Annotated in this window: 23 protein-coding genes; 13 read left to right on the top strand and 10 right to left on the bottom strand. The window is 71.2% G+C overall.

What is annotated here, in order from left to right:
• Positions 1-216 precede the first annotated feature (216 nt).
• Positions 217-1,293 carry a nicotinate-nucleotide--dimethylbenzimidazole phosphoribosyltransferase gene (cobT, locus tag ADK52_RS29810; protein ID WP_053692957.1) on the bottom strand — a complete coding sequence of 359 codons (1,077 nt, stop codon included), beginning with the start codon at positions 1,291-1,293 and terminating at the stop codon, positions 217-219.
• A gap of 71 nt (positions 1,294-1,364) precedes the next feature.
• Positions 1,365-2,594 carry a bifunctional adenosylcobinamide kinase/adenosylcobinamide-phosphate guanylyltransferase gene (locus tag ADK52_RS29805; RefSeq protein ID WP_053692956.1) on the bottom strand — a complete coding sequence of 410 codons (1,230 nt, stop codon included), beginning with the start codon at positions 2,592-2,594 and terminating at the stop codon, positions 1,365-1,367.
• 114 nt (positions 2,595-2,708) lie between these two features.
• Between ADK52_RS29805 and ADK52_RS29800 the strand changes: the two genes are divergently transcribed.
• Positions 2,709-2,921 (top strand): hypothetical protein, encoded by a 213-nt coding sequence (locus tag ADK52_RS29800; protein ID WP_053692955.1) that lies wholly within the window; start codon positions 2,709-2,711, stop codon positions 2,919-2,921.
• Positions 2,922-2,999: 78 nt separating this feature from the next.
• Here ADK52_RS29800 and ADK52_RS29795 read toward each other — a convergent pair whose 3' ends face one another.
• Both ADK52_RS29795 and ADK52_RS29790 read right to left on the bottom strand, forming a co-directional pair.
• Positions 3,000-3,758, bottom strand: coding sequence for a class I SAM-dependent methyltransferase (locus tag ADK52_RS29795; protein ID WP_078988707.1), 759 nt, complete (start codon positions 3,756-3,758; stop codon positions 3,000-3,002).
• Between the two features lie 50 nt (positions 3,759-3,808).
• Positions 3,809-4,417 carry a DUF3043 domain-containing protein gene (locus tag ADK52_RS29790; RefSeq protein WP_107090207.1) on the bottom strand — a complete coding sequence of 203 codons (609 nt, stop codon included), beginning with the start codon at positions 4,415-4,417 and terminating at the stop codon, positions 3,809-3,811.
• A 264-nt stretch (positions 4,418-4,681) separates the two neighbouring features.
• Here ADK52_RS29790 and ADK52_RS29785 point away from each other — a divergent pair, with 264 nt between their 5' ends.
• Positions 4,682-5,479: a PspA/IM30 family protein gene (locus tag ADK52_RS29785; protein ID WP_078988699.1), complete on the top strand. Its 798-nt coding sequence runs from the start codon at positions 4,682-4,684 to the stop codon at positions 5,477-5,479.
• Positions 5,480-5,492: 13 nt separating this feature from the next.
• Positions 5,493-5,771 (top strand): PspA-associated protein PspAA, encoded by a 279-nt coding sequence (pspAA, locus tag ADK52_RS29780; RefSeq protein WP_053692951.1) that lies wholly within the window; start codon positions 5,493-5,495, stop codon positions 5,769-5,771.
• A 107-nt stretch (positions 5,772-5,878) separates the two neighbouring features.
• Here pspAA and ADK52_RS29775 read toward each other — a convergent pair whose 3' ends face one another.
• A complete protein-coding gene (locus ADK52_RS29775; RefSeq protein WP_053692950.1) occupies positions 5,879-6,667 on the bottom strand; it encodes a hypothetical protein in 789 nt (262 codons plus the stop codon).
• A gap of 88 nt (positions 6,668-6,755) precedes the next feature.
• Here ADK52_RS29775 and ADK52_RS29770 point away from each other — a divergent pair, with 88 nt between their 5' ends.
• From ADK52_RS29770 to ADK52_RS29760, 3 genes are all read left to right on the top strand, one after another.
• The gene (locus tag ADK52_RS29770; protein WP_078988698.1) at positions 6,756-7,598 is read left to right on the top strand and encodes an adenosylcobinamide-GDP ribazoletransferase; all 843 of its coding nucleotides are present in this window, start codon (positions 6,756-6,758) and stop codon (positions 7,596-7,598) included.
• Positions 7,599-7,636: 38 nt separating this feature from the next.
• Positions 7,637-8,335: a response regulator gene (locus ADK52_RS29765; protein WP_053693021.1), complete on the top strand. Its 699-nt coding sequence runs from the start codon at positions 7,637-7,639 to the stop codon at positions 8,333-8,335.
• A gap of 199 nt (positions 8,336-8,534) precedes the next feature.
• Positions 8,535-11,666 (top strand): efflux RND transporter permease subunit, encoded by a 3,132-nt coding sequence (locus ADK52_RS29760; protein WP_053692949.1) that lies wholly within the window; start codon positions 8,535-8,537, stop codon positions 11,664-11,666.
• 94 nt (positions 11,667-11,760) lie between these two features.
• Here ADK52_RS29760 and nadA read toward each other — a convergent pair whose 3' ends face one another.
• Entirely contained in the window at positions 11,761-12,948 is a 1,188-nt protein-coding gene (gene nadA, locus ADK52_RS29755) for a quinolinate synthase NadA (RefSeq protein WP_078988697.1), read from the bottom strand.
• Between the two features lie 303 nt (positions 12,949-13,251).
• On the opposite strand from nadA, the gene erpA reads away from it, so the two are divergent.
• Positions 13,252-13,608, top strand: a complete 357-nt coding sequence (erpA, locus tag ADK52_RS29750; protein ID WP_030010511.1) for an iron-sulfur cluster insertion protein ErpA — start codon at positions 13,252-13,254, stop codon at positions 13,606-13,608.
• A 75-nt stretch (positions 13,609-13,683) separates the two neighbouring features.
• Here erpA and ADK52_RS29745 read toward each other — a convergent pair whose 3' ends face one another.
• Both ADK52_RS29745 and ADK52_RS29740 read right to left on the bottom strand, forming a co-directional pair.
• Positions 13,684-15,156 (bottom strand): hypothetical protein, encoded by a 1,473-nt coding sequence (locus ADK52_RS29745; protein ID WP_053692947.1) that lies wholly within the window; start codon positions 15,154-15,156, stop codon positions 13,684-13,686.
• Between the two features lie 90 nt (positions 15,157-15,246).
• Positions 15,247-15,486, bottom strand: a complete 240-nt coding sequence (locus tag ADK52_RS29740; protein ID WP_420714952.1) for a hypothetical protein — start codon at positions 15,484-15,486, stop codon at positions 15,247-15,249.
• A 133-nt stretch (positions 15,487-15,619) separates the two neighbouring features.
• Between ADK52_RS29740 and ADK52_RS29735 the strand changes: the two genes are divergently transcribed.
• Entirely contained in the window at positions 15,620-16,597 is a 978-nt protein-coding gene (locus ADK52_RS29735) for a carbohydrate kinase family protein (protein WP_053692946.1), read from the top strand.
• 51 nt (positions 16,598-16,648) lie between these two features.
• On the opposite strand, the gene ADK52_RS29730 is transcribed toward ADK52_RS29735, so the two are convergent.
• On the bottom strand, positions 16,649-18,058 hold the full coding sequence (locus ADK52_RS29730) for a cysteine desulfurase/sulfurtransferase TusA family protein (protein ID WP_053692945.1): 1,410 nt from the start codon (positions 18,056-18,058) through the stop codon (positions 16,649-16,651).
• A 283-nt stretch (positions 18,059-18,341) separates the two neighbouring features.
• Between ADK52_RS29730 and coxB the strand changes: the two genes are divergently transcribed.
• The 4 genes from coxB (at position 18,342) to ADK52_RS29710 (ending at position 22,810) form a co-directional block, all read left to right on the top strand.
• Positions 18,342-19,316: a cytochrome c oxidase subunit II gene (coxB, locus tag ADK52_RS29725; protein ID WP_053692944.1), complete on the top strand. Its 975-nt coding sequence runs from the start codon at positions 18,342-18,344 to the stop codon at positions 19,314-19,316.
• Entirely contained in the window at positions 19,313-21,043 is a 1,731-nt protein-coding gene (ctaD, locus tag ADK52_RS29720) for a cytochrome c oxidase subunit I (RefSeq protein ID WP_053692943.1), read from the top strand. The genes coxB and ctaD overlap by 4 nt, the downstream gene beginning before the upstream one ends.
• On the top strand, positions 21,040-21,438 hold the full coding sequence (locus tag ADK52_RS29715) for a cytochrome c oxidase subunit 4 (protein WP_053692942.1): 399 nt from the start codon (positions 21,040-21,042) through the stop codon (positions 21,436-21,438). Before ctaD ends, ADK52_RS29715 begins: the two co-directional genes overlap by 4 nt.
• 124 nt (positions 21,439-21,562) lie before the next feature.
• Positions 21,563-22,810, top strand: coding sequence for a L,D-transpeptidase (locus ADK52_RS29710; protein ID WP_053692941.1), 1,248 nt, complete (start codon positions 21,563-21,565; stop codon positions 22,808-22,810).
• 110 nt (positions 22,811-22,920) lie between these two features.
• Here ADK52_RS29710 and ADK52_RS29705 read toward each other — a convergent pair whose 3' ends face one another.
• Complete coding sequence (locus ADK52_RS29705; RefSeq protein WP_053692940.1) at positions 22,921-23,322, bottom strand: chemotaxis protein CheY; 402 nt, start codon at positions 23,320-23,322, stop codon at positions 22,921-22,923.
• 199 nt (positions 23,323-23,521) lie between these two features.
• On the opposite strand from ADK52_RS29705, the gene ADK52_RS29700 reads away from it, so the two are divergent.
• A complete protein-coding gene (locus tag ADK52_RS29700) occupies positions 23,522-24,142 on the top strand; it encodes a cytochrome c oxidase subunit 3 (protein WP_030863506.1) in 621 nt (206 codons plus the stop codon).
• Positions 24,143-24,192 lie beyond the last annotated feature (50 nt).

Below are 24,192 nucleotides of genomic sequence, written 5' to 3'. Positions count from 1 at the left end.
GGCGCTGCGCCGCGAGCGGGCGGACCCCCGGCCGGTCTCCCGGCCGCCCCCTTCGTCCTTCCTCTCTTCTTTCCTGCTGCTGGTGTCCTTGCCGGATCCCTGCGCTGCCTTGGCAGCTTGAGCGGTCCGGTCGATGTCTGCGCTGGTCACGCGGGCCTCTCCCATGAAACGCGATCATATGGGGCGCCGCCGACCAGCCGCTCGGTCCTGCGGCTCCTACGGCTCTTGCGACTCCTGCGGCTCCTGCGCCGCCCGCTCCGGGAGTTCCGCCGCGAGTGCGGCGGCCGCCTGGACCAGGGGCAGGGCCAGCAGTGCCCCGGTTCCCTCTCCCACTGTGACGCCGTGGTCGAGCACGGGGTTGAGCGCCATCCGGTCCAGGGCCTTCGCCTGGCCCGGCTCGCCGCTGGCCTGCCCGGCCAGCCACCAGTCGGGCGCCCGGAACGCCGCGCGCTGGGCGACGAGCCCGCACGCTGCGGAAACGACCCCGTCGAGGATGACCGGCGTACGGCGCACCGCGGACTGGAGCAGGAAGCCGGTGATCGCGGCCACGTCCGCGCCGCCGACCGCCGCGAGCAGGGCCACCTGGTCGCCGAGGACCGGGCGGGCCCGGCGCAGCGCGTCGCGGATCGCCGCGCACTTGCGCATCCAGGTCAGGTCGTCGATGGGCCGGCCGCCGCGCCCGGTGACCACGGAGGCATCGGTTCCGCACAGGGCCGCGACGAGCGTCGCCGCGACCGTGGTTCCACCGACGCTCAAGTCGCCCAGGACCACGAGGTCGGTGCCGGAGTCGGCCTCCTCGTCGGCGATCCGCATGCCGAGCCGCAGGGCCGCGTCGGCCTCTTCGAGGGTGAGCGCGTCCTCGACGTCGATGCGCCCGCTGCCGCGGCGCACCCGGTGGCGGACCACGTCCTCGGGCAGCAGCCCGGGCTCGCAGTCCAGACCGGCGTCCACGATCCGTACGCCGGCGCCGAGGCGCCCGGCGAGGATCGACACCGGGCTGTTCCCGTCGAGTACCGAGCGCACCAGCTCGTGCGCGCCGCCGGGGGTCCGGGCGGACACCCCCGCGGCGGCGATCCCGTGGTCGGCGGCGAACAGCACGACGCGGGGCCGCTCGATCGGACGGACGGGCACCCGCCCCTGCGCGGCGGCGAGCCACTCGGCGAGCTCGTCGAGCCGCCCCAGCGCCCCGGCCGGCACGGCCAGCCGCTCACGGCGTTCCTCGGCGTCACGCCGGACGCCCCCGTCGGGGCGCTCGATCAGATCGGAGAAGTCGTCGAGATTCAGCGTGGTCATCTGCCAGAGCGTACAGCGGGTAAGGCCCTCCCCAAGCCCCGTCCCGCGACCTCGCCGGGCGGTGCGCGCGGTCACTCCTTCAGGACCACCGCCTGCCCGGCCACCACCAGCAGGACGTGCTCGCACTCGCCCGCCACCAGGCTGTTCAGGCGCCCCAGTTCGTCGCGGAACCGCCGCCCGGAAGCGGTCGCGGGAACGACCCCCGAGCCCACCTCGTTGCTGACCGCCACCACGGTGCGGCGGGTTGCGCGCACCGCGGCCACCAGCTCCGCCACCCGCTCCCGCAGCTCCTTCTGCCCCTGCCCCGCCCAGACGGCGTCGTCCCAGGCGCCCACCCGGTCCATCGCGTCCGTCAGCCACAGCGCCAGACAGTCGATCAGCAGCGGCGGCCCACCCCGCACCAGCAGCGGCGCCAGCTCGCAGGTCTCCACCGTCCGCCAGCTCGCCGGCCGCCGCTCCCGGTGCAGGCCGACCCGCGCCGCCCACTCCGCGTCGCCGTCCCGGGAGCCGCCGGTGGCCACGTACACCACCTCCGGGAACCCGGCCAGGCGCCGCTCCGCCTCGACGGACTTCCCCGAGCGGGCCCCGCCGAGCACCAGCGTCCGGCGCGGCAGCTCCGGCACCGCGTGGTACTCGCCGACGGTCACCGTCGTCCCGTCCGGCACCGCCCGTGCCCCGGCCGCGGCGCACCGGCGCTCCAGCTCGCGGCCCGGCGGGACGTCGTGGTCCAGGTGCACCGCGATCACGTCGGTCGTCGGCCCGGCGGCGCCGCTCGCCCGCAGCCGGGCCAGCGCCTCCGGCCGCCCCAGCACGTCCGCGAGGACCATGTCGTACGGGCGCTGCCCGGCGGTGCCTCCCCCAGACTCCGTCCGGGGGGACCCCCAGCCGGCCGGCGCCCCGCCGGGCGGGAGGTACAGCAGCCGGCTCCCGTCGGGGCCGGTCACCTCGTACCCGGTACCCGGCGCGTCCATCGGCACCGCCCGCACCCGGTGCCCGCTGATCACCGCCAGCTCCCGCCCGTCCGGCACCCGCCCGGCGGCCGGCAGCCCCGGGGGCAGCTCCACCGGCGGTCCGTCGTGCGGATGGGTGAGCAGGACCTGCCGTACGCCGGCCAGCGAATGCCCCGCGCGGGCGCCGGCCAGCACCGCCCCGGGGGTCAGGTCGAGCAGCAGCGCCCCGTCGACGAGCAGGGACGTCGCGGTGCGCGCCCGGGGGCCCACGGAGACCGCGCAGGCCGCGCAGGGACAGCCGGGGCGGGGCAGTCCTTCGGGTGTGCCGGTGCCGAGCAGAGTGAGTTCCACAGGAAGATCCTCCCGCGTCCCCGAGAGTGCTGCGCGCCCGGCTACTCTGCGGGCAGACTCAAGGCGAGAAACGTGCGGGAACGTGCGAGCAGCGGACGAGCAACGGAGGCGGACATGGCGTGGACGTGGCGGTTCGAGACGGCCGACGGCACCGAGACGAGCCCGGCGGTCGAGCCGGAGGAGTTCACCACGCAGGGCGACGCGGAGTCGTGGATCGGCGAGGTGTGGAAGGAGCTGCTGGACGGCGGCACCGAGACGGTGAAGCTCTCCGACGACAACGGCACCGAGCTGTACACGATGAGCCTGCGCGCGGCACTGGACGCCTGAGCGGCCGCCGCTGACGCGAGAAGCCCGGACCCCGGACGGGGTCCGGGCTTCTGCCGGTTCTCGGGGGGCTCGCGGACCTCAGCCCCGTACGCCGCACAGGTGCAGCAGCGCGGCGACCCCGCGGTACGGGTCGGTCCGCCCGGCGCGGTCCTCGGCGGCGAGCAGCCGCTCCAGCTCCTCGTCCGGGGGGAGCTTCTCGCCGGCCTCGGTGCCGTCGGTGAAGACGCGTACGCCGTACCAGGCCGACAGCGGGGCGCCGATCCCGGACAGCGTGGCCGTGAGCCCGGCCAGCCGGTCGGCCCGTACGTCCAGCCCCAGCCGGTTCGTGTAGTCGACGGTGTCGAAGGCGGCCAGCGCGGCCGACCAGTCGGCGCCCAGCCCGGGCCGCATCGCGAGGGCGTCCCCGTTGCGCACCAGCAGGGACAGCAGTCCGCCGGGCGCCAGCATCCGGGCCAGCCCGGCCAGCATCGCGTCCGGCTCGGGCACGTACATCAGTACGCCGTGGCAGAGGACCACGTCGAAGCTGCCCGGCAGGAAGTGCGCGCCGGTCTCGCGGCCGTCGCCCTCCAGCAGCTCGACCCGGTCCTGGATCCCGGCGGGCTCGGCCGCCAGTGCCTCCTGGGCGACGGCGAGCATGGCCGGATCCTGCTCGAGTCCGGTGACCTTGTGCCCGGCGCGGGCGAGACGCAGCGCCTGGGTGCCCTGGCCCATGCCGACGTCGAGGACGCGCAGCCGCTGCCCGACCGGGAAGCGGTGCGCGATCTGTTCGTCGACCTGCCGGCCCACGAGTTCCTGGCGGACGGCGTTGCGCAGTCCTCCCAGTCCCTCGAGCCACAGCCTGGCGCCCCCCGCGAAGCCGTCCCCCGATGCTCCGGGCTTCCCTCCGGTCAGGGCCGTTCCCCGCGCTTGACCTGCGGCTTCGGCAGGCGCAGCCGGCGCATCTGCAGGGTGCGCATCAGGCCGTAAGCGACCGCGCCGCGGCGCGGCTCGTCGGGGAAGCGCTCGGCGAGAGCCTTGCGCAGCCGGAAGCCGAGGCCGATGGAGTCGAGGACGATCAGGACGATCACCGCGAGCCACAGCAGCAGGGAGATGTTCTGGATGGACGGCACCCGCACCATGCTCAGCACCAGGATGATCACTGCCAGCGGCAGGAACATCTCGGCGACGGAGAAGCGGGAGTCCACGAAGTCGCGGACGAACTTGCGCACGGGGCCCTTGTCACGGGCCGGCAGATAGCGCTGGTCGCCGTTGGCGAGGGCCTCGCGCTGCCTGGCCATCTCTTCGCGACGGCGCTCGCGGGCGCGCTTTGCATCCTCCTTGCGATTGCCGGTCGAGGCCACGACGGCCTTGCGCTGCGACTGGGCCACAGCACGCTTCGGCGTCGGGCGGCCCTTGGGGGCCTGCGGGTCACGGGGCTGCGAGAGGTCGGCGCTCACCTTGTCGGTGGCGGCGGCCTTCTCTTCCTTGGAGGAACGGCTACCAAACACAAAACCCAAGCCTACGTGGTCGCGGCCGGGTACCCCACTCCGCCGGGGAACGATCCGGCAACGGCGGGCGTCTTCCCTGTGCAAGGTTCGTACGGCGGGCGCGCCGGTCGGGGGAGCACCTACTCCCTACGCCTGACACGGGCGGGGGTGGAGTCGTCCTGGAGGAGGAGCGCATCCGTACACGAACAGTGCGGTAATGGAGACAGGGCCCGTACTGTGGGTTCTGTCGGTGACCTGGAGCACAGTCCGTCTAGAAGGGGGCGCGCGAAGCCCATGAGCGGTGTCATGAAGCGTATGGGGATGATCTTCCGCGCGAAGGCGAACAAGGCCCTGGACCGGGCCGAGGACCCGCGCGAGACCCTCGACTACTCGTACCAGAAGCAGCTGGAGCTGCTGCAGAAGGTGCGCCGCGGCGTCGCCGACGTGGCGACCTCCCGCAAGCGCCTTGAGCTGCAGCTCAACCAGCTCCAGGGCCAGTCCGCCAAGCTGGAGGACCAGGGCCGCAAGGCCCTCGCCCTGGGCCGCGAGGACCTGGCCCGCGAGGCCCTGTCCCGGCGCGCCTCGCTCCAGCAGCAGGTCAGCGACCTGGAGGTGCAGCACCAGACCCTCCAGGGCGAGGAGGAGAAGCTGACGCTGGCCGCGCAGCGCCTCCAGGCCAAGGTGGACGCCTTCCGTACGAAGAAGGAGACCATCAAGGCGACGTACACGGCGGCGCAGGCCCAGACCCGCATCGCGGAGTCCTTCTCCGGCATCTCGGAGGAGATGAGCGACGTCGGCCTCGCCATCCAGCGGGCCGAGGACAAGACGGCCCAGCTCCAGGCCCGGGCCGGCGCGATCGACGAGCTGCTGGCCTCCGGCGCCCTCGACGACCAGAGCGGCCTCGGTTCCAAGGACGACATCCAGGCCGAGCTGGACCGCCTCTCGGGCGGTACGGACGTGGAGCTGGAGCTCCAGCGGATGAAGGCAGAGCTGGCGGGCGGCCCGTCGGCGCAGCAGCAGGCCATCGAGGGCGGTGCCCCCGGCAACGCCCAGCAGTCCCCCCAGACCCAGCACCGCTTCGACAAGCAGTAGGACGGGGTCCGTCATGATTGTCCGCATCATGGGGGAAGGCCAGGTGAAGGTGGCCGACAGCCACTTCGCCGAGCTCAACAAGCTGGACGACGAGCTGCTCGCGGAGATGGAGAGCGGCGACGAGGAGGGCTTCCGGCGGACGCTGAGCGCGCTGTTGGACGCCGTACGGCGGCTCGGCGAGCCGCTGCCGGACGATGCGCTGGAGCCGTCCGAGCTGATCCTCCCGGCGCAGGAGGCCTCGCTCGACGAGGTCAAGGAGATGCTCAGCGACGACGGGCTGATCCCGGGCTGACACGGATGTGACGCCGCCCGGCCGTCCCCCCGCACAGGGGGACGGCCGGGCGGCGCCGTGTTTTCCGGGGTCTCGCCAGTACGTCAGTACTTCAGTACTTCAGCGCTTCAGTGCTTCGTGGGCTTCGTCGGGTTCGTCGGCTTCGAGATCGGTGTCCGCTCCGGATCCGGGGTCCCGCCGATGAAGTTCTCGAACTTGCGGCGCGGGGCCGCCCAGCGCCGGTCGTGGTGGAACGCGCGCAGCCTGGCCTTGGCGCGGGCCCGCGGGCGTTTCGCGTAGAACCTCTTCGCGTACGGGGATCCGGGCCGGGCCAGCCGGACCGCCCCGATCAGTGCCACGAAGGGGATGACCGTGCCGAAGAACGCGGTGCGCGCCTTGCCCTTCCACAGGGCGATCAGGGCCAGGAAGAAGTTGAAGGCGGTGTTCATGACGACGAGCCCGCGGCTCTGCAGCTCCTCGGAGGTCAGGTCGTTGACGCCGAAGGGCAGGAACCCGCCCAGCACCAGCGCCACCAGCGCGGCCGTCAGGACCACGATCTCCACGCTCTTGCGGCCCTGCTCGCTCCAGTAGACGTCGTCGAGGTGCAGGATCAGCGCGAACTCGTCCAGCACCAGCCCCGCACCCAGCCCGAAGATCACGGCGGAGAGCATGGCGCCGAAACCGTGCCGGCCGCTGCCGACGGCACCGAATCCGCCGATGATCACGAGGATGACGCCGGGCACCACGTGGTGGATGTGCACGCCGCCCGGGGTGATGTTCTTGAACGGCCCCCGTCCCGCCCGGATCAGGCGGGTGATCACACGGGTGACCAGGAACGACAGGACGAACGACAGCAGGGCGAGGAGCAGCGGGAGTTTGCCCGGCTCGACGATGTTCCGGTACCACCAGTGCCCCATGCCGTCGGCTCCCCAGTTGTGGCAACTCCCCAATTCTTCCCGTATGCGGCAATTTACCGCCCGCGGTGAGCGGGTAGCGTTCGCGCCGATGAAAGATTCGTTCGACGACCAGCCCCCCGAGCCGCCCGAGCCGCCCCTGATGCCGCCCGACGAGCGCGCCTCGCTGCGCGACGGCGTGCGCTTCGCCTTCGGCACGCTCACCGTGCTCCCCGCCCGCATCACCCGCTGGGACCGGCCCGCGGCCCGTACCGGCATGGCCTGCGCACCGCTCGTCGGGCTCGTCGTGGGCACCTTCGCGGTCGTGCCGGGGGTGCTGCTGCTGGTCCTGGGCGGCGGCCCGATGCTCGCGGCCGCCGTCACCGTCGCCGTACCGGCCGCCCTGACGCGGGGGCTGCACCTCGACGGGCTCGCCGACACCGCCGACGGGCTGGGCAGCGCGAAGCCGGCCGAGACGGCGCTGCGGATCATGAAGCAGTCCGACATCGGCCCCTTCGGGGTGGTGGCGCTGCTCCTGGTCCTGCTGGTCCAGGTCGGGGCGCTGGCGGACCTCTACGCCGAGAGCTGGGTCCACGGCGCCCTGGCGATGGTCATCGCGGCCGTCACCGCCCGGCTGGCCATGACGCTGGCCTCCCGCGACGGCGTACCGCCCGCCCGCCCCGAGGGGCTCGGGGCGGCCGTCGCCGGGGTGCTCCCCAAGGGCTCGGCCGTCGGACTCGCCGCACTGGTGACCGTCCTGGCCGGGGCCGCCGCCCTGCCGGTCGGTCCGGGCGCCGCCGTCCAGTGCGCCGGTGCGGTCCTGATCGCCCTGGCGACGGCGGAGCTGCTGCTCCGCCGGTGCGTACGCCGCTTCGACGGGGTCACGGGCGATGTCTTCGGCGCCCTCGCCGAGACCGCGGCGACCACCGCCCTCGTCGTCCTGGCCCTGGGCTGACCGCCCTCCCGGCGGAGGCGACCGCTAGGGTGCGGGGCGTGGAAGAGACGCCGACGACCATCAGGGTGCTGCTCGCCGACGACCAGGCCCTGCTCCGCAGCGCGTTCAAGGTGCTGGTCGACTCCGAGCCCGACATGGAGGTCGTCGGCGAGGCCTCCGACGGGGCCCAGGCCTGCGCGCTGGCCCGGGAAACCCGGCCCGACGTGGTCCTCATGGACATCCGGATGCCCGGCACGGACGGGCTCGCCGCCACCCGCATGATCAGCGCCGACCCCGAACTCGCCACCGTCCGCGTGGTCATGCTGACGACCTTCGAGGTCGACGAGTACGTCGTCCAGTCCCTGCGGGCCGGCGCCTCCGGCTTCCTCGGCAAGGGCGCCGAGCCCGACGAACTCCTCAACGCCATCCGCGTCGCCGCCGCCGGGGAGGCGCTGCTCTCCCCGGCCGCCACCAAAGGGCTCATCGCCACCTTCCTCGCCCAGGGCGGCGGCGCCGACCCCGGCGCCCCCGCCGCGCACGCCGAACGGCTCGCCGCGCTGACCGTCCGCGAGCGAGAGGTGCTCGTCCACGTCGCCGCGGGCCTGTCCAACGACGAGATCGCCGGACGGCTCGAAGTCAGCCCGCTCACCGTCAAGACCCATGTGAACCGGGCCATGGCCAAGCTGGGCGCCCGCGACCGGGCCCAACTGGTCGTCATCGCCTACGAATCGGGACTGGTCCGGCCCCGGGCCGACTAGGCAGTGTCCGCGCACGGGTTCCGGGAGCACGGCCGCGCGCGGAGCCGTGGAGTACGGCCGCGTACTGCGGCCGCGGTATGCGGCGCATAAAGACGCGGGACCTGGGGGCGACGCAGCACCGCCCGGCGTACGGAAGGCTGAAGGCCCGCGGCCTTCCGGCCCAGCCCCGCGCACGCCACTGCAGAGAGATCCCACACCCATGTCCTGGCTGTCCCGCTTCAGCCTGGCCCAAAGAGCGCTGATCGGCCTCGTGTCGATCACCGCACTGCTCTTCGGCGCCATAGCCATCCCGCAGCTCAAGCAGCAGCTGCTGCCGTCCATCGAACTGCCGATGGTGTCCGTGCTCGCGCCGTACCAGGGCGCCTCGCCCGACGTGGTGGAGAAGCAGGTCATCGAGCCGATCGAGGCCACCCTCAAGGGCGTCGACGGCATCACCGGCATCACCTCCACCGCCAGCGAGGGCAACGCCCTCATCATGGCCAAGTTCGACTACGGCGACAGCGGCACCAAGCAGCTCGTCGCCGACGTCCAGCAGGCCGTGAACCGGGCCCGCGTACGGCTGCCCGCCGAGGTGGACCCGCAGGTCGTGGCCGGCTCCACCGACGACATCCCCACCGTCGTCCTCGCCGTCACCTCGGACAAGGACCAGCAGGCGCTCGCCGACCAGCTGAACCGCTCCGTCGTCCCCGTCCTCGAGGACATCAAGGGCGTCGGCCAGGTCAGCGTCGACGGGGTCCAGGACCTCCAGGTCGCCGTCACCCCCGACAACGCCAAACTCGCGGCGGCCGGCCTCGACGGCGCCTCCCTCGCCCAGGGCCTCCAGGCGGGCGGCGCGACCATCCCCGCCGGCTCCTTCGACGAGGCCGGCAAGAACCGGACCGTCCGCGTCGGCGGCGGCTACACCTCCCTCGCCCAGCTCCAGGACCTGCGCCTGAGCGCCGGCCCCGGCAAGCCGGCCGTGCGCCTGGGCGACGTGGCCACCGTCACGCAGGAGCCCGCCAAGGCCGTCTCCGTCACCCGCACCAACGGCAAGCCCAGCCTCGCCCTCGTCCTCACCATGGACAAGGACGGCAGCGCCGTCGCGATCTCCGACGCCGTCCAGGACAAGCTGCCCGAGCTGCGCTCCGCGCTCGGCGCCGGCGCCGAGCTGACCGTCGTCAGCGACCAGGGCCCGCCCGTCGCCAAGTCCATCTCCAGCCTCACCACCGAGGGCCTGCTCGGTCTGCTCTTCGCGGTGATCGTGATCCTGGTCTTCCTGGCCTCGCTGCGCTCGACGCTGGTCACCGCGGTCTCCATCCCGCTGTCCGTGGTCCTCGCGCTGATCGTGCTGTGGACCCGCGACCTGTCGCTCAACATGCTGACCCTGGGCGCCCTCACCATCGCCATCGGCCGCGTCGTCGACGACTCGATCGTGGTCCTGGAGAACATCAAGCGCCACCTCGGCTACGGCGAGGAGCGCGAGGCCGCGATCATCGCCGCGGTCAAGGAGGTCGCCGGCGCGGTCACCTCCTCCACGCTCACCACCGTCGCCGTCTTCCTGCCGATCGCCTTCGTCGGCGGCATGGTCGGCGAGTTCTTCGGCCCGTTCTCCCTCACCGTCGCCGCGGCCCTGCTGGCCTCGCTGATCGTCTCCCTGACGGTCGTTCCCGTGCTCTCGTACTGGTTCCTGCGCGCGCCCGAGGGCGCTGCCGAGAATCCGGAGAAGGCACGGCGCGAGGCCGAGGAGAAGGAGGCGAAGAGCCGCCTCCAGCGCTTCTACGTACGGGCCCTGGGCCTGGTCACCCGCCGCCGGATCGCCACCCTCGTCGTCGCGGTCGTCGTCCTCATCGCCACCTTCGGGATGGCGCCCCTGCTGAAGACCAACTTCTTCGACCAGGGCGAGCAGAGCGTCCTCACCGTCAAGCAGCAGCTGCCCCCGGGCACCTCGCTGGCCGCCTCCGACGCGGCGAGCCAGAGGGTCGAGAAGGCCCTGACCGGGATCGAGGGCGTCAAGGACTACCAGGTCACCGTCGGCTCCTCCGGCTTCCTGGCCGCCTTCGGCGGCGGTACGGGCTCCAACCAGGCCTCGTACCAGGTCACCCTGGAGGACTCCGGCGACTCCGAGGGCGTCAAGAAGCGCATCGAGGACGCGCTCGGCAAGCTCGACGGCATCGGCGACACCAGCATCTCGGCGGGCGGCGGCTTCGGCAGCCAGAACCTGAGCGTGGTCGTCAAGGCGGGCGACGCGGACGTCCTCGCCAAGGCCGCCGAGCAGGTCCGGGCCGAGGTGGCCACGCTCGACGACGTCACCGACGTACAGAGCGACCTCTCCCAGTCCGTGCCCCGGATCTCGGTGACCGCCACCCCGAAGGCCGCCGAGGCGGGCCTGAACCAGGCCGCCCTCGGCGCGGTCGTCGCCCAGGCCGTACGGGGCAACCCGGCGGGCAAGGCCGTACTGGACAACACCGAGCGGGACATCGTCATCAAGTCCGCGCACCCGGCCACCACCCTGGCCGAACTGCAGGCGCTCCCCGTCGGCCCGGTCAAGCTCGGCGACATCGCCGAGGTCAAGGAGGTCCCCGGCCCGGTCTCGATGACCCGGATCGACGGCGCCCGCGCCGCCACCGTCACCGCGAAGCCGGTCGGCGACAACACCGGCGCGATCGGCGCCGCGCTCCAGACGAAGATCAGCGCACTGGACCTGCCCGAGGGGGCCACGGCCACCATCGGCGGCGTCTCCGCCGACCAGGACGACGCGTTCGCCAACCTGGGCCTGGCCATGGCCGCGGCCGTCGCCATCGTGTTCATGCTGCTCGTGGCCACGTTCCGGTCGCTGAGCCAGCCGCTGATCCTGCTGGTGTCGATCCCGTTCGCGGCGACCGGCGCGCTCGGCCTGCTGCTGGTGACCGGCACCCCGCTGGGCGTCCCGGCGATGATCGGCATGCTGATGCTCATCGGCATCGTCGTGACCAACGCGATCGTCCTGATCGACCTGGTCAACCAGTACCGCGCCCAGGGCCTCGGCGTCGTCGAGGCCGTCATCGAGGGCGGCCGGCACCGCCTGCGCCCGATCCTCATGACGGCCCTCGCGACGATCTTCGCGCTGCTGCCGATGGCGCTCGGCGTCACCGGCGAGGGCGGGTTCATCTCGCAGCCGCTCGCGGTGGTCGTGATCGGCGGCCTGGTCAGCTCGACCCTGCTGACGCTGCTCCTGGTGCCGACGCTGTACACGATGATCGAGCTCCGCAAGGAGCGCCGCCGCGCGAAGCACGAGGCCAAGCGCACGGCCCGCCTGACGGTGGTCCCGGCCCCGGACGAGTCCTCGGACGAGGAGTCCCCGGTCCGGGTCTGACGCACGGTCCGGTGAACGCGCTCCGGTGAACGCCGAAGGGCCGCCCCTCCCCGGTCGGGGAGGGGCGGCCCTTCGGGCGTACGGGCGGGGACGGCTACGGGAGGGCGAGCATGCGCTCCAGGGCGAGCTTCGCGAAGCTCTCCGTCTCCTTGTCGACCTGGATCTGGTTGACGAGGGTGCCCTCGGCCAGGGACTCCAGGGTCCACACCAGGTGGGGGAGGTCGATGCGGTTCATCGTCGAGCAGAAGCAGACCGTCTTGTCGAGGAAGACGACCTCCTTGTCCTCGGCCGCGAAACGATTCGCCAGGCGGCGGACGAGGTTCAGCTCGGTGCCGATGGCCCACTTGGAGCCGGCCGGGGCCGCCTCCAGCGCCTTGATGATGTACTCCGTCGAGCCGACGTAGTCCGCGGCCGCGACGACCTCGTGCTTGCACTCGGGGTGGACGAGGACGTTCACGCCGGGGATGCGGGCGCGCACGTCGTTGACCGAGTCGACCGAGAACCGGCCGTGCACGGAGCAGTGGCCGCGCCACAGGATCATCTTGGCGTCGCGCAGCTGCTGGGCGGTCAGGCCGCCGTTCGGCTTGTGCGGGTTGTAGAGCACGCAGTCGTCCAGGGACATGCCCATGTCGCGGACGGCGGTGTTGCGGCCCAGGTGCTGGTCCGGCAGGAACAGCACCTTCTCGCCCTGCTCGAAGGCCCACTCCAGGGCCTTCTTCGCGTTGGACGAGGTGCAGATCGTGCCGCCGTGCTTGCCGGTGAACGCCTTGATGTCGGCGGAGGAGTTCATGTACGAGACGGGGACCGTCGCACCGGCTATGCCGGCCTCGGTGAGCACGTCCCAGCACTCGGCGACCTGCTCGGCGGTGGCCATGTCGGCCATCGAGCAGCCGGCGGCCAGGTCCGGCAGGACGACCTTCTGGTCGTCCGAGGTCAGGATGTCCGCGGACTCCGCCATGAAGTGGACGCCGCAGAAGACGATGTACTCGGCCTCCGGCTTGGCGGCCGCGTCCTTGGCCAGCTTGAAGGAGTCGCCGGTGACGTCGGCGAACTCGATCACCTCGTCACGCTGGTAGTGGTGGCCGAGGATGAAGACCTTGTCCCCGAGCTTCTCCTTGGCCGCGCGGGCGCGGGCCACCAGGTCCGGGTCCGACGGCGAGGGCAGGTCGCCGGGGCACTCCACCCCGCGCTCGCTCTTGGGATCGGCCTCACGGCCGAGCAGCAGCAGGGCAAGGGGCGTCGGCTGGACGTCCAAAGGCTGGGCGGTGGTCACGACACGCACCCTTTCTGTTCTGCGACTAGGGAACTTCTGAAGCAGGGCTTCGACTTCTCGTCTATTTGACGCTATCTATGATAGCCGCTTCACGTCACTTTGACGATGCCGATAGTGTCGATGTGACGAATTCGCCCGGGATGAACCCCGCGGTCCGTCAGGTCCACCTCCGCGCGACGGTGTGCGAGCATGAATATGAAACATGCGTCGGGTCCGGAATGAATCCGCGGCCCCGCTCGTTGCCATCGACGGCAAGAGTCCGACGTTTCCCTGCCTTGGGTGGGGAGCCGCCCACTTCGGGAGTGAATGCAGATGTCCGTACAGGACGACAAGACCACTGTGAGCGACGGCATCCTCCTGTCCGACGCCGCCGCCGAGAAGGTCAGGACCCTGCTGGAGCAGGAAGGCCGCGATGACCTGGCGCTCCGCGTCGCCGTCCAGCCCGGCGGCTGCTCCGGCCTGCGCTACCAGCTCTTCTTCGACGAGCGCTCCCTGGACGGCGACGTCGTCAAGGACTTCGACGGCGTGAAGGTCGTCACGGACCGGATGAGCTCCCCGTACCTGCACGGTGCCTCGATCGACTTCGTCGACACCATCGAGAAGCAGGGCTTCACGATCGACAACCCCAACGCCACCGGCTCCTGCGCCTGCGGCGACTCCTTCAGCTAAGCCTGTAGCGAGTACGGACACACGGGAGGCCCCCGGCACCATCGGTGCCGGGGGCCTCCCGTCGTGCGGGACGGGCTACTGCCGGGGGAGCGGCTTGCCCGTCGTCGCGTCGATCACCTTGCGCTCGCCCAGCGGCTGCTGGAGCGTCGTCGACACCGTCATGTCCTGGGCGAGCATGATGCAGGCCCGGCCCGGCTCGTTCGGGGTGTCGGTGATCCTCACCGAGACCGAACCGGCCTCCTCCCGCGCCTCCAGGGCGTACGTGCTGCACACCCCGCCCCAGAAGTTCACGGTCAGCTTCCGGTCGGCCTCGTTGTACGAGACGCCGGGCACGGTCCGCCCGCCCTTGGGGGCCGACGGCACGGCCCGGGCGTTCTCACCGGCCGGCTGGACCACCGTGCGCCCCGGCCCGCCGTTGCTGCCCGCCACCTCGAACAGCCAGGCCGGCACCAGGCCGCGCGCCCCGTCCACGGTCCCCGGGGCCAGCCCGAGCACCGCCCCCTTCACGGTCTCGGTCCGCGGCGGCTTCATCGGCCGCGGCTCCGGGTTGCAGGGAGGGGTGTCCCCGGGGCCGACCGGGGTGTCCGGGGTCAGCGGGACCGAGGTCGCGCAGCCGCTGGGCCCCGGGTCCGTACCGCCGGATCCGGCCGAGGACCGGTTCAGCCGGGCCAGCGCCTCGACGGCCCCGACCACCGGCTGCTCGGCGGCGCGTACGGGGGCCTTCAGCTCACCGCTGCCCGCCACCACCTGGGAGTCCGCGCCCACGCTGACCTTCGTGGCCCAGCCCTGGGTGGGCAGCCCGTCGATCACCGGGTCGGCCGTCACCACGCGTACGGAGCCCTGCGTGAGCCGGGCGTCCAGCTTGGCCCCGCTCTGGCCGAGCGCCGCGAGCACCGGGGCGGCGGCGGCCTTGGCGGCCTCCTCGCTCACCGGGGTCCCGCCCTTGGCGTCCGTCCCGGCCGCCCCGGCCTTGCCGTCCGCACCGTCCGCACCGGCAGCCTGGGGGAGGGTGGCCGGGCCGCAGGTGTCCTTGCCGCGCTTGCAGTCGTCGCCGGCGCCGCCCGTCCCCTGGAAACGGGAGAAGTTCCAGGTCCCGGGGGCCTTGTGGTTCACCGTGAGCCGGGGTCCGGAGCCGTCGGCGCCCTCCCCGGCCTGCCAGGTCTCCCCGGTGAGCCGCGGGGCGCCCGGGATGCCCAGGGCCGCCGCCAGCCGCGCCGCCTCCTCCGAGCCGACCTCGCCGGTCGCGGCGAAGGAGGGCGCGGTCGCCGGGGCGTCCGGAAGCTTCACGTCGGCCCGGTACGTCACCCCGCTGCCGTGCGGGTCCGGCTCGCCGGGGGCGATGCCCGGCCCGGAGGGGCTCGGCGCGACGCGGGGTGCCGAGGCCGCGCTGTCAGCCGTACGGATGCCCTGCTTGCCGTCGCCCGGGGCCGCCGACGCCCAGTACGCCGTACCGCCGCCCGCGAGCAGGACGGCGGCCGCGATCGAGCCGATGGCCCAGGCCGGCCGCCGCCGTGTGCCGCGTGATGTGTCGGGTTGTTCGCTGGTCACCGCTTGCTCCTTCGCCCTCGCCGCAGTGGCTGATGCGGCTGTGACGGAACAGACGGCGAACCGGTTCCCCGGTCCCTCGCCGGCCGGCCGCTAGTCCCCGTACTCGGCCGTCGAGGCGATCAGGCGGGCCGAGGCCGGCGGGACGCTGATCCCGTGGATCTGCGAGGGCGCCACGCGGTCCGGCCGGGGGTCCGCCGGGACCGCCCAGTGCGGAGCCATCCTGGCGCAATCGCCCAGCAGCCGTGCGAACCCGGGCCGCGTGTCGGCGGCGCCCTTTTCGGCGCCCTCCTTGGGCATACCCATGTACCCGAAACCATCGGTGTAGGTCATGGGGGCACGGTAGGCACGGCGCGGCGGGCGAAGAAAGACCTACTACGGGGTAGTTTCATGCGGTCGGCGCCCGGGCAGCGACCGGGTAGTTTTGACTGTCCCCCTCGCCGTCCTCCGCAGGAGCGTCCACGCCGTGCGTATCGCAGTCACCGGCTCCATCGCCACCGACCACCTCATGACCTTCCCCGGCCGCTTCGCCGACCAGCTCGTCGCGGACCAGCTGCACACGGTCTCCCTCTCCTTCCTCGTCGACAACCTCGACGTGCGCCGGGGCGGCGTCGGCCCGAACATCTGCTTCGGCATGGGCCAGCTCGGCACCCGCCCGATCCTGGTCGGCGCGGCCGGGTACGACTTCGACGAGTACCGCGCGTGGCTGGACCGGCACGGCGTCGACACGGAGTCCGTGCGGATCTCCGAGGTGCTGCACACCGCGCGCTTCGTGTGCACCACGGACGCCGACCACAACCAGATCGGCTCCTTCTACACGGGCGCGATGAGCGAGGCCCGCCTGATCGAGCTGAAGGCGGTCGCGGACCGGGTGGGCGGGCTCGACCTCGTCCTCATCGGCGCCGACGACCCCGAGGCGATGCTGCGCCACACGGAGGAGTGCCGGACGCGGGGGATCCCGTTCGCGGCGGACTTCTCGCAGCAGATCGCCCGGATGGACGGCGAGAACATCCGCACGCTGATGGAGGGCGCGACGTACCTCTTCTCGAACGAGTACGAGAAGGGCCTGATCGAGTCGAAGTCCGGCTGGAGCGACGAGGAGATCCTGGGCAAGGTCGGCACGCGCGTGACCACGCTGGGCTCGCGCGGCGTGCGGATCGAGCGGGTCGGCGAGGAGCCGATCGTGGTCGGCTGCCCGGACGAGACGGCGAAGGTGGACCCGACGGGCGTCGGCGACGCGTTCCGTGCCGGGTTCCTGACCGGTCTCGGCTGGGGCGTGGGCCTGGAGCGGGCGGCGCAGGTCGGCTGCATGCTGGCCACCCTCGTGATCGAGACCCTGGGCACGCAGGAGTACACCCTGGCGCGGGCGCACTTCATGGAGCGCTTCGCGAAGGCCTACGGCGAGGACGCGGCGTCCGAGGTTCGCGCCCACCTGGCGGCGTAGCCCCCGCGCACGCCGCACGCTCAGGCGGGGCTGGATCCAGCCCCGCCGGGGTCACACCCGGCGGCGGACCGTGTACGCGACCCCCGCCGGGCGCGGGGCTTCGCCCAGGTACGTGTGGCCGCGCATCGTGCACCAGGCCGGGATGTCCAGGCGGGCCACCTCGTCGTCCGAGAGGACGGTGACGGTGCCGCCGATCGGGACCGTGCCGATGGCGCGGGCCAGCTCGATCACCGGCTGCGGGCAGCGCAGGCCCAGGGCGTCGATCTCCAGCGAGTCCGACGCCAGCGAGTCCGACGCCAGAGCGTCCGACACCGGCGCCGCGGCGGCCGGTTCCGCTACGCCGAGCGTGGCGCGGACCCCGGCCACCACCCCCGGCAGCACCTCCAGGAAGCCGTTCACCTCCTGCGCCGTCGTCCCCGGCGGCAGGGAGACCCGTACGTTCCCCTCCGACAGCACGCCCATCGCCCGCAGCACGTGACTCGGGGTCAGCGTGGAGCTGGTGCACGAGGAGCCGGAGGAGACGGAATAGCCCGCCCGGTCCAACTCGTGCAGCAGCGTCTCGCCGTCGACGTACAGGCAGGAGAACGTGACCAGGTGCGGCAGCCGCCGCTCCGGATCCCCGACCACCTCCACGTCCGGCACCAGCCGGGCCACGCGCCGCCGGATGCGGTCCACCAGGATCCGCAGCCGGGCCGCCTCCGCGTCGGCCTCGGCCCGTACGGCCCGCAGCGAGGCCGCCGCCGCCACGACGGCCGGGAGGTTCACGAAGCCGGGGGAGCGGCCCGACTCCCTCTCGTCGGCGGGGAATTGGGGCGAGAAGCGGACGCCCTTGCGGACCGCCAGCAGCCCGACCCCCGCCGGACCGCCCCATTTGTGCGCACTCGCGGTGAGCACCGACCAGCCGCCCTCCACCGGGCCCCAGCCCAGCGACTGCGCCGCGTCCACGAGCAGCGGCACCCCGGCCGCCGCGCAGACCTCGGCCACCTCCGCCACCGGCTGGACCGTGCCCACCTCGTGGTTGGCCGACTGGAGGCAGGCCAGGGCCGTCGACGCGTCCAGTACGGAGGCGTATCCGGCGGGGGAGACCGCGCCCGCGCGGTCCACCGGGACCTGGGTCACCGTCCCGCCGGCGGCCTCGTGCGCCGCCGCCGCGTGGAGTACAGAACTGTGTTCGACCGCCGATACGACCAGATGACCGCCGACGCGCCGGCGCCCGGCGAGCGCCCCCGCCACCCCGGTGTGAACCGCGTGCGTCCCCGAAGGAGTGAACACGAGCTCGTCGGGGCGACAGCCCACGGCCTCCGCCGCCGCCTCCCTGGCCGCGTCCAGCAGCAGCCGGGCGCGCCGGCCCTCCCGGTAGAGCCGGGCGGGGTCCGCCCAGCCCTCGTCCAGGGAGGCCTGCAACGCCTGCCGGGCCACGGGGTGCAGGGGAGCGGCGGACGCGGTGTCGAAGTACGGCATACGGGCACGCTAACCGGCGGCCGGGTACGTTCGAGGTCAGGGGTCGTCAGATGCCCCCCGGAGGCCGCCATTCAGGGGGTGCTGGGCCGTCCCCCGTACGGCGGATCCATCCCTTCGGGGGCAGTAGCGGCGCGTTGGGCACCCTCCCCGCGCGACCCCAAATAGCGTCCAGTAGGGTTTGGTCCGCATAAACATCCAAACCCCTGCCTGCGTCAGGGCCGGCGACCGACCCGAATACGGCCGCGGCCGGCCGCGCGGGCCGAGACTCTCGGGAAGGCGCTACGTGAGTCCCTACGGCTCCGACCGCTCGCCGCGGCGCCCGATGCGGCGGAAGCTGCTGCAGGCGCTGACTGCGGGCGCGGTCCTGGCGACCGCCACTGGTTGCTCGTACAACTGGCAAGACTTCCCCCGGCTCGGAATGCCCTATCCGGTCACGGAGGAGGCGCCTCGCATCCTGTCCCTGTGGCAGGGGTCGTGGGCAGCTGCCCTCATCACGGGCATCCTGGTCTGGGGCCTGATCATCTGGAGCATCATCTTCCACCGGCGCAGCCGGACGAAGGTGGAGGTCCCCCCGCAGACCCGGTACAACATGCCCATCGAGGCGCTGTACACCGTGGTTCCGCTCATCATCGTCTCGGTGCTCTTCTACTTCACCGCGCGTGACGAGTCGAAGCTGCTCGCCCTCACCCCGAAGCCGGCTCACACGATCAACGTGATCGGCTTCCAGTGGAGCTGGGGCTTCAACTACGTCGAGAACGTCGACGGCGATGCGGCGACCCCGAAGGCGGGCGACGTTCCCAAGGAGCTCGCCAACATCCCGGACCGCTTCACCAAGGAATTCCCCGCGGGCGCCGAAGGCGTCTACGAGAAGGGCGTTCCCGGCGACCGGAACCTGGAGACCGGCAACCCCGGCCCCACGCTCTGGCTGCCCAAGGGTGAGAAGGTCCGTTTCATCCTGTCGTCGAACGACGTCATCCACTCCTTCTGGGTGGTCCCCTTCCTGTTCAAGCAGGACGTCATCCCGGGCCACACCAACGTCTTCGAGGTCACCCCGTCCCAGGAGGGCACCTTCGTGGGCAAGTGCGCCGAGCTCTGCGGCGTCGACCACTCCCGGATGCTCTTCAACGTCAAGGTCGTCTCGCCCGAGGTCTACCGGGCGCACCTCAAGGAACTGGCCGAGAAGGGGCAGACCGGCTTCCTCCCGGCCGGCATCAAGCAGACTGACCCGGCCCGGAATGCGGAGACGAACAAACTGTGAGCATCCTCAACGAATCTCAGGGTGCCGCCGCCGACTCGTATGAAAACGAGCTGCCGGTGCGGCGCAAGCAGCCGGGCAATGTCGTCGTGAAGTGGATGACCACTACCGACCACAAGACCATCGGCACGATGTACCTGGTCACCTCGTTCGTGTTCTTCATCATCGGCGGCGTGCTGGCGCTCCTCATGCGCGCCGAGCTGGCTCGTCCGGGCACGCAGATCATGTCGAACGAGCAGTTCAACCAGGCGTTCACCATGCATGGCACGATCATGCTGCTGATGTTCGCCACCCCGCTCTTCGCGGGCTTCGCGAACTGGATCATGCCGCTGCAGATCGGCGCGCCCGACGTGGCGTTCCCGCGGCTGAACATGTTCGCGTACTGGCTGTACCTCTTCGGCTCGACCATCGCGGTGGCCGGCTTCGTGACGCCGAACGGCGCCGCCGACTTCGGCTGGTTCGCCTACTCCCCGCTGTCGGACGCGGTCCGCTCGCCGGGCATCGGCGCCGACATGTGGATCATGGGTCTGGCCTTCTCCGGCTTCGGCACGATCCTCGGCTCGGTCAACTTCATCACCACGATCATCTGCATGCGCGCTCCCGGCATGACGATGTTCCGCATGCCGATCTTCACCTGGAACGTGCTGCTGACCGGTGTCCTGGTCCTGCTCGCCTTCCCGGTGCTGGCCGCCGCGCTCTTCGCCCTGGAGGCGGACCGCAAGTTCGGCGCCCACGTATTCGACGCCTCGAACGGCGGCGCATTGCTCTGGCAACACCTCTTCTGGTTCTTCGGACATCCAGAGGTGTACATCATCGCGTTGCCATTCTTCGGAATCGTCTCCGAGATCATCCCGGTCTTCTCCCGCAAGCCGATGTTCGGTTACATCGGCCTGATCGCGGCGACGATCGCGATCGCCGGCCTCTCCGTGACCGTGTGGGCCCACCACATGTACGTCACCGGCGGTGTGCTGCTGCCGTTCTTCTCCTTCATGACCTTCCTGATCGCGGTCCCGACCGGTGTGAAGTTCTTCAACTGGATCGGCACCATGTGGAAGGGCTCGCTGTCCTTCGAGACCCCGATGCTCTGGACGATCGGCTTCCTGGTCACCTTCACCTTCGGTGGTCTGACCGGCGTCATCCTGGCCTCGCCCCCGATGGACTTCCACGTCTCCGACTCGTACTTCGTCGTCGCCCACTTCCACTACGTCGTCTTCGGCACCGTGGTGTTCGCGATGTTCGCCGGCTTCCACTTCTGGTGGCCGAAGTTCACGGGCAAGATGCTGGACGAGCGCCTCGGCAAGATGACCTTCTGGACGCTGTTCATCGGCTTCCACGGCACGTTCCTGGTGCAGCACTGGCTGGGCGCCGAGGGCATGCCGCGCCGTTACGCGGACTACCTCGCGGCCGACGGTTTCACCGCCCTGAACACGATCTCGACGATCAGCTCGTTCCTGCTGGGCATGTCGATGCTGCCGTTCATGTACAACGTCTGGAAGACGGCGAAGTACGGCAAGAAGGTCGAGGTCGACGACCCGTGGGGCTACGGCCGTTCGCTCGAGTGGGCGACGTCCTGTCCGCCGCCGCGGCACAACTTCCTCACCCTGCCGCGGATCCGTTCCGAGTCGCCGGCGTTCGACCTGCACCACCCTGAGATCGCAGCCCTCGACCACCTCGAGGACCACGGCGTGGCCCCCAAGGCCGTCGCGGGTGGCAAGGAGGCCGGCAAGTGAAGATCCAGGGCAAGATGTTCCTCTGGCTCTCCTTCTTCATCCTGATCATGGCCGTCGTGTACGGCGTGTGGTCGAAGGAGCCCGTCGGAACCACCGCGCTCTTCCTGGCCTTCGGCCTGAGCGTCATGATCGGCTACTACCTGGCCTTCACGGCCAAGCGCGTGGACGAGATGGCCCAGGACAACCTGGAGGCCGACGTCGCCGACGAGGCGGGCGAGCTGGGGTTCTTCTCCCCGCACAGCTGGCAGCCGCTCTCGCTGGGCATCGGCGGTGCGCTCGCGTTCATGGGCGTCATCTTCGGCTGGTGGCTCATGTACTTCTCGGCCCCGATCATCATGATCGGCCTGTGGGGCTGGGTGTACGAGTACTACCGCGGTGAGAACCAGAACCAGTAGGACCGCAGCACCGCAGCACCGAGACAAGACCTGGGGCCCGGACACCTCCAATGGAGGAGTCCGGGCCCCTCGTTTGCAGTCACCCCGCGCGCAGCAATGGTCATACCTTCATAGCGTGGGCTCCATGAAGCACTCACCGCGTCTTTGGACGGTACTCAGCTGCTCCGTGCTGGTGGCGTCCCTCGGGGCCGGCGCCACCGCTTGCGGGCCCGGAGACAACCCGCTGTCAGCCCGCCCGTACGACGCGGGCGACCAGGTCGTCTTCAACCAGCCGCCGGGCGGGCGGCCCGTCGACCCCGAGAAGCCCTTGGAGATCACCGCCAAGGGCACCGGCGGCAGCCGGATCACCGACGTGTCCGCCGTGGACGCCCAGGGGCGTCGTCTCGCGGGCGAGCTGAGCGCCAAGGGCGACCGCTGGCACAGCACCGTCCCGATGGCCGCCGGTGTCCACTACACGGTGCTGGTGAACACCGAGGACGAGCGCGGCGCTCCGGGGCAGCGCAGGCTGACGTTCGAGACCACTCCGGCCGATAAGGTCCTCAAGGTCGAATTCGGGCCGGACGAGGGCAAGTACGGCGTCGGACAGCCCCTCACGGCCGAACTCAACGAGCCCATCACGGACAAGGCCGCCCGGGCGATCGTGGAGCGGGGCCTGGTCGTCTCCACGCCGTCGGGCGTCGAGGGCGCCTGGCACTGGGTGGACGACAAGCACCTGCACTTCCGCCCGAAGGATTACTGGCCCGCGCACTCCACCGTCTCCGTACGGAGCAGCCTGGAGGGCATCAAGATCTCCGACGAGCTCCACGGGGCCGCGGCCAAGCCGCTGACGCTGGAGATCGGGGACCGCGTCGAGGTCACCACGGACGCGTCCGCGCACTACCTCACGTTCGAGCGCAACGGAGAAGTGATCAACACCATTCCGGTGACCACCGGAAAGCCGGGCTTCTCCACCCGCAACGGGGTCAAGGTGGTGCTCGGCAAGCAGTACTTCGTCCAGATGCGCGGCGACACCGTCGGCATCGGCGGCAGCGAGTACTACAACCTGCCCGTCTACTACGCGACCCGTGTCACCTGGAGTGGTGAATACGTGCACGCCGCGCCGTGGTCCGTGGACTCGCAGGGCTCCGAGAACGTCAGCCACGGCTGCACCGGCATGAGCACGGGCAACGCCGCCTGGTTCTACGAGAACATCACCGAGGGCGACATCATCCGGGTGATCAACAGTATCGGCGACGACATGGAGCCCTTCGGCAACGGCTTCGGCGACTGGAACCTGGACTGGAAGGAGTGGCGCGACGGCAGCGCCCTCCTCAAGGGCACCCAGGAAGGCCGCAGTCCGATCGACCAGGCCCGGCTGCGCCCGCAGGTCTGAGCCCCGTCCGGCCCGGCCCGCGATCCGGGCCGGACGGGCCCCGCAGGACCCCGCACCGGCGCGCCGGAGCCCGTACGTACGGATTCCGGCGCGCCGGCGGCGGCCGCGCGTCAGGCGGCCGACGACAGCCGGGAACGCACCAGGCCCGCCAGGGCGTCCGCGAACTCCACCGGGTCGACCGGAAGGGTCACCGCCGCGTCCGCGCGGCTCCAGGTGGCGAGCCAGGCGTCCTGCGGGCGCCCCATCAGCAGCAGTACCGGCGGGCATTGGAAGATCTCGTCCTTGATCTGCCGGCACACGCCCATGCCGCCGGCCGGAACCGCCTCGCCGTCCAGTACGCACGCGTCGATCCCGCCCGCGTCCAGCTCGCTCAGGACGGCCGGGAGCGTGGCGCATTCCACGAACTCGACCGGCGGCAGGTCCGCGGCCGGCCTGCGCCCGGCCGCCAGCCGCACCTGCTCGCGGGTGCTCGCGTCGTCGCTGTAGACCAGAACCCGTGCAGTCGACCGCATTTCGTTCCTCCACGGTGCCGTGAATCACGTTGATGTTGCGCGGGATGCTACTCCGTCCGACCCGGTGTCAACATCGGTTCGGACAGCCTCGCCGATGAAGGTCCCGGGGCCGATCTGATGGGCCGTTCGGGCCTTGCACACGCCCCTGACACTCCGAACGGCACCCCCCGGGGTGAGGGCGGGATAAGCGACCGACATAATGTCGGTCGTGGCGACAGCAACGACAGTAGATACCGGGCACGCGCACCCGACGGTCAACCGGCCGAACCTCGTCAGCGTCGGAACCATCATCTGGTTGAGTTCCGAGCTGATGTTCTTCGCGGCCCTCTTCGCGATGTACTTCACCCTGCGATCCGTGACAGGTGCCGAGTACTGGTCAGAGCAGGCTTCGGCCTTGAATCTGCCCTTCTCGGCGACGAACACGACGATCCTGGTGCTTTCCTCCCTCACCTGCCAGCTCGGCGTATTCGCAGCCGAGCGCGGTGACGTGAAGAAGCTCCGGTCGTGGTTCATGATCACATTCGTCATGGGTGCGATCTTCATTGGCGGCCAGGTGTTCGAGTACACCGAGCTGGTCAAGCACGAGGGCATGTCTCTCAAGTCAGGTCCGTACGGCTCGGTGTTCTACCTGACCACCGGCTTCCACGGTCTGCACGTGACGGGCGGTCTCATCGCCTTCCTGCTGGTCCTCGGCCGGACGTACGCGGCCAAGAGGTTCACCCACGAACAGGCCACGTCGGCCATCGTCGTGTCCTACTACTGGCACTTCGTCGATGTCGTCTGGATCGGCCTCTTCGCGACGATCTACCTGATCAAGTAGCGAACACGTCACCGGGCCAGACCCGGCACTCCATCCAGAAACACCGACGC

Source organism: Streptomyces sp. WM6372 (assembly GCF_001279655.1).
Classification (GTDB): Bacteria; Actinomycetota; Actinomycetes; order Streptomycetales; family Streptomycetaceae; genus Streptomyces.
Note: the sequence above shows the minus strand (reverse complement) of the source record. Positions and strands in the feature narration are given on the sequence as shown.

What these genes read in the sequence shown, in the direction of transcription:
- ADK52_RS29730 (WP_053692945.1), bottom strand. Translation starts at nt 18,058, where the DNA reads ATGCCGTACTTCGACACCGCGTCCGCCGCTCCCCTGCACCCCGTGGCC.
- cobT (WP_053692957.1), bottom strand. Translation starts at nt 1,293, where the DNA reads ATGACCACGCTGAATCTCGACGACTTCTCCGATCTGATCGAGCGCCCC.
- ADK52_RS29700 (WP_030863506.1), top strand. Translation starts at nt 23,522, where the DNA reads ATGTCGGTCGTGGCGACAGCAACGACAGTAGATACCGGGCACGCGCAC.
- pspAA (WP_053692951.1), top strand. Translation starts at nt 5,493, where the DNA reads ATGATTGTCCGCATCATGGGGGAAGGCCAGGTGAAGGTGGCCGACAGC.
- ADK52_RS29770 (WP_078988698.1), top strand. Translation starts at nt 6,756, where the DNA reads ATGAAAGATTCGTTCGACGACCAGCCCCCCGAGCCGCCCGAGCCGCCC.
- ADK52_RS29800 (WP_053692955.1), top strand. Translation starts at nt 2,709, where the DNA reads ATGGCGTGGACGTGGCGGTTCGAGACGGCCGACGGCACCGAGACGAGC.
- ADK52_RS29775 (WP_053692950.1), bottom strand. Translation starts at nt 6,667, where the DNA reads ATGGGGCACTGGTGGTACCGGAACATCGTCGAGCCGGGCAAACTCCCG.
- erpA (WP_030010511.1), top strand. Translation starts at nt 13,252, where the DNA reads ATGTCCGTACAGGACGACAAGACCACTGTGAGCGACGGCATCCTCCTG.
- ADK52_RS29760 (WP_053692949.1), top strand. Translation starts at nt 8,535, where the DNA reads ATGTCCTGGCTGTCCCGCTTCAGCCTGGCCCAAAGAGCGCTGATCGGC.
- ADK52_RS29710 (WP_053692941.1), top strand. Translation starts at nt 21,563, where the DNA reads ATGAAGCACTCACCGCGTCTTTGGACGGTACTCAGCTGCTCCGTGCTG.
- ADK52_RS29740 (WP_420714952.1), bottom strand. Translation starts at nt 15,486, where the DNA reads ATGACCTACACCGATGGTTTCGGGTACATGGGTATGCCCAAGGAGGGC.
- ADK52_RS29785 (WP_078988699.1), top strand. Translation starts at nt 4,682, where the DNA reads ATGAGCGGTGTCATGAAGCGTATGGGGATGATCTTCCGCGCGAAGGCG.
- ADK52_RS29705 (WP_053692940.1), bottom strand. Translation starts at nt 23,322, where the DNA reads ATGCGGTCGACTGCACGGGTTCTGGTCTACAGCGACGACGCGAGCACC.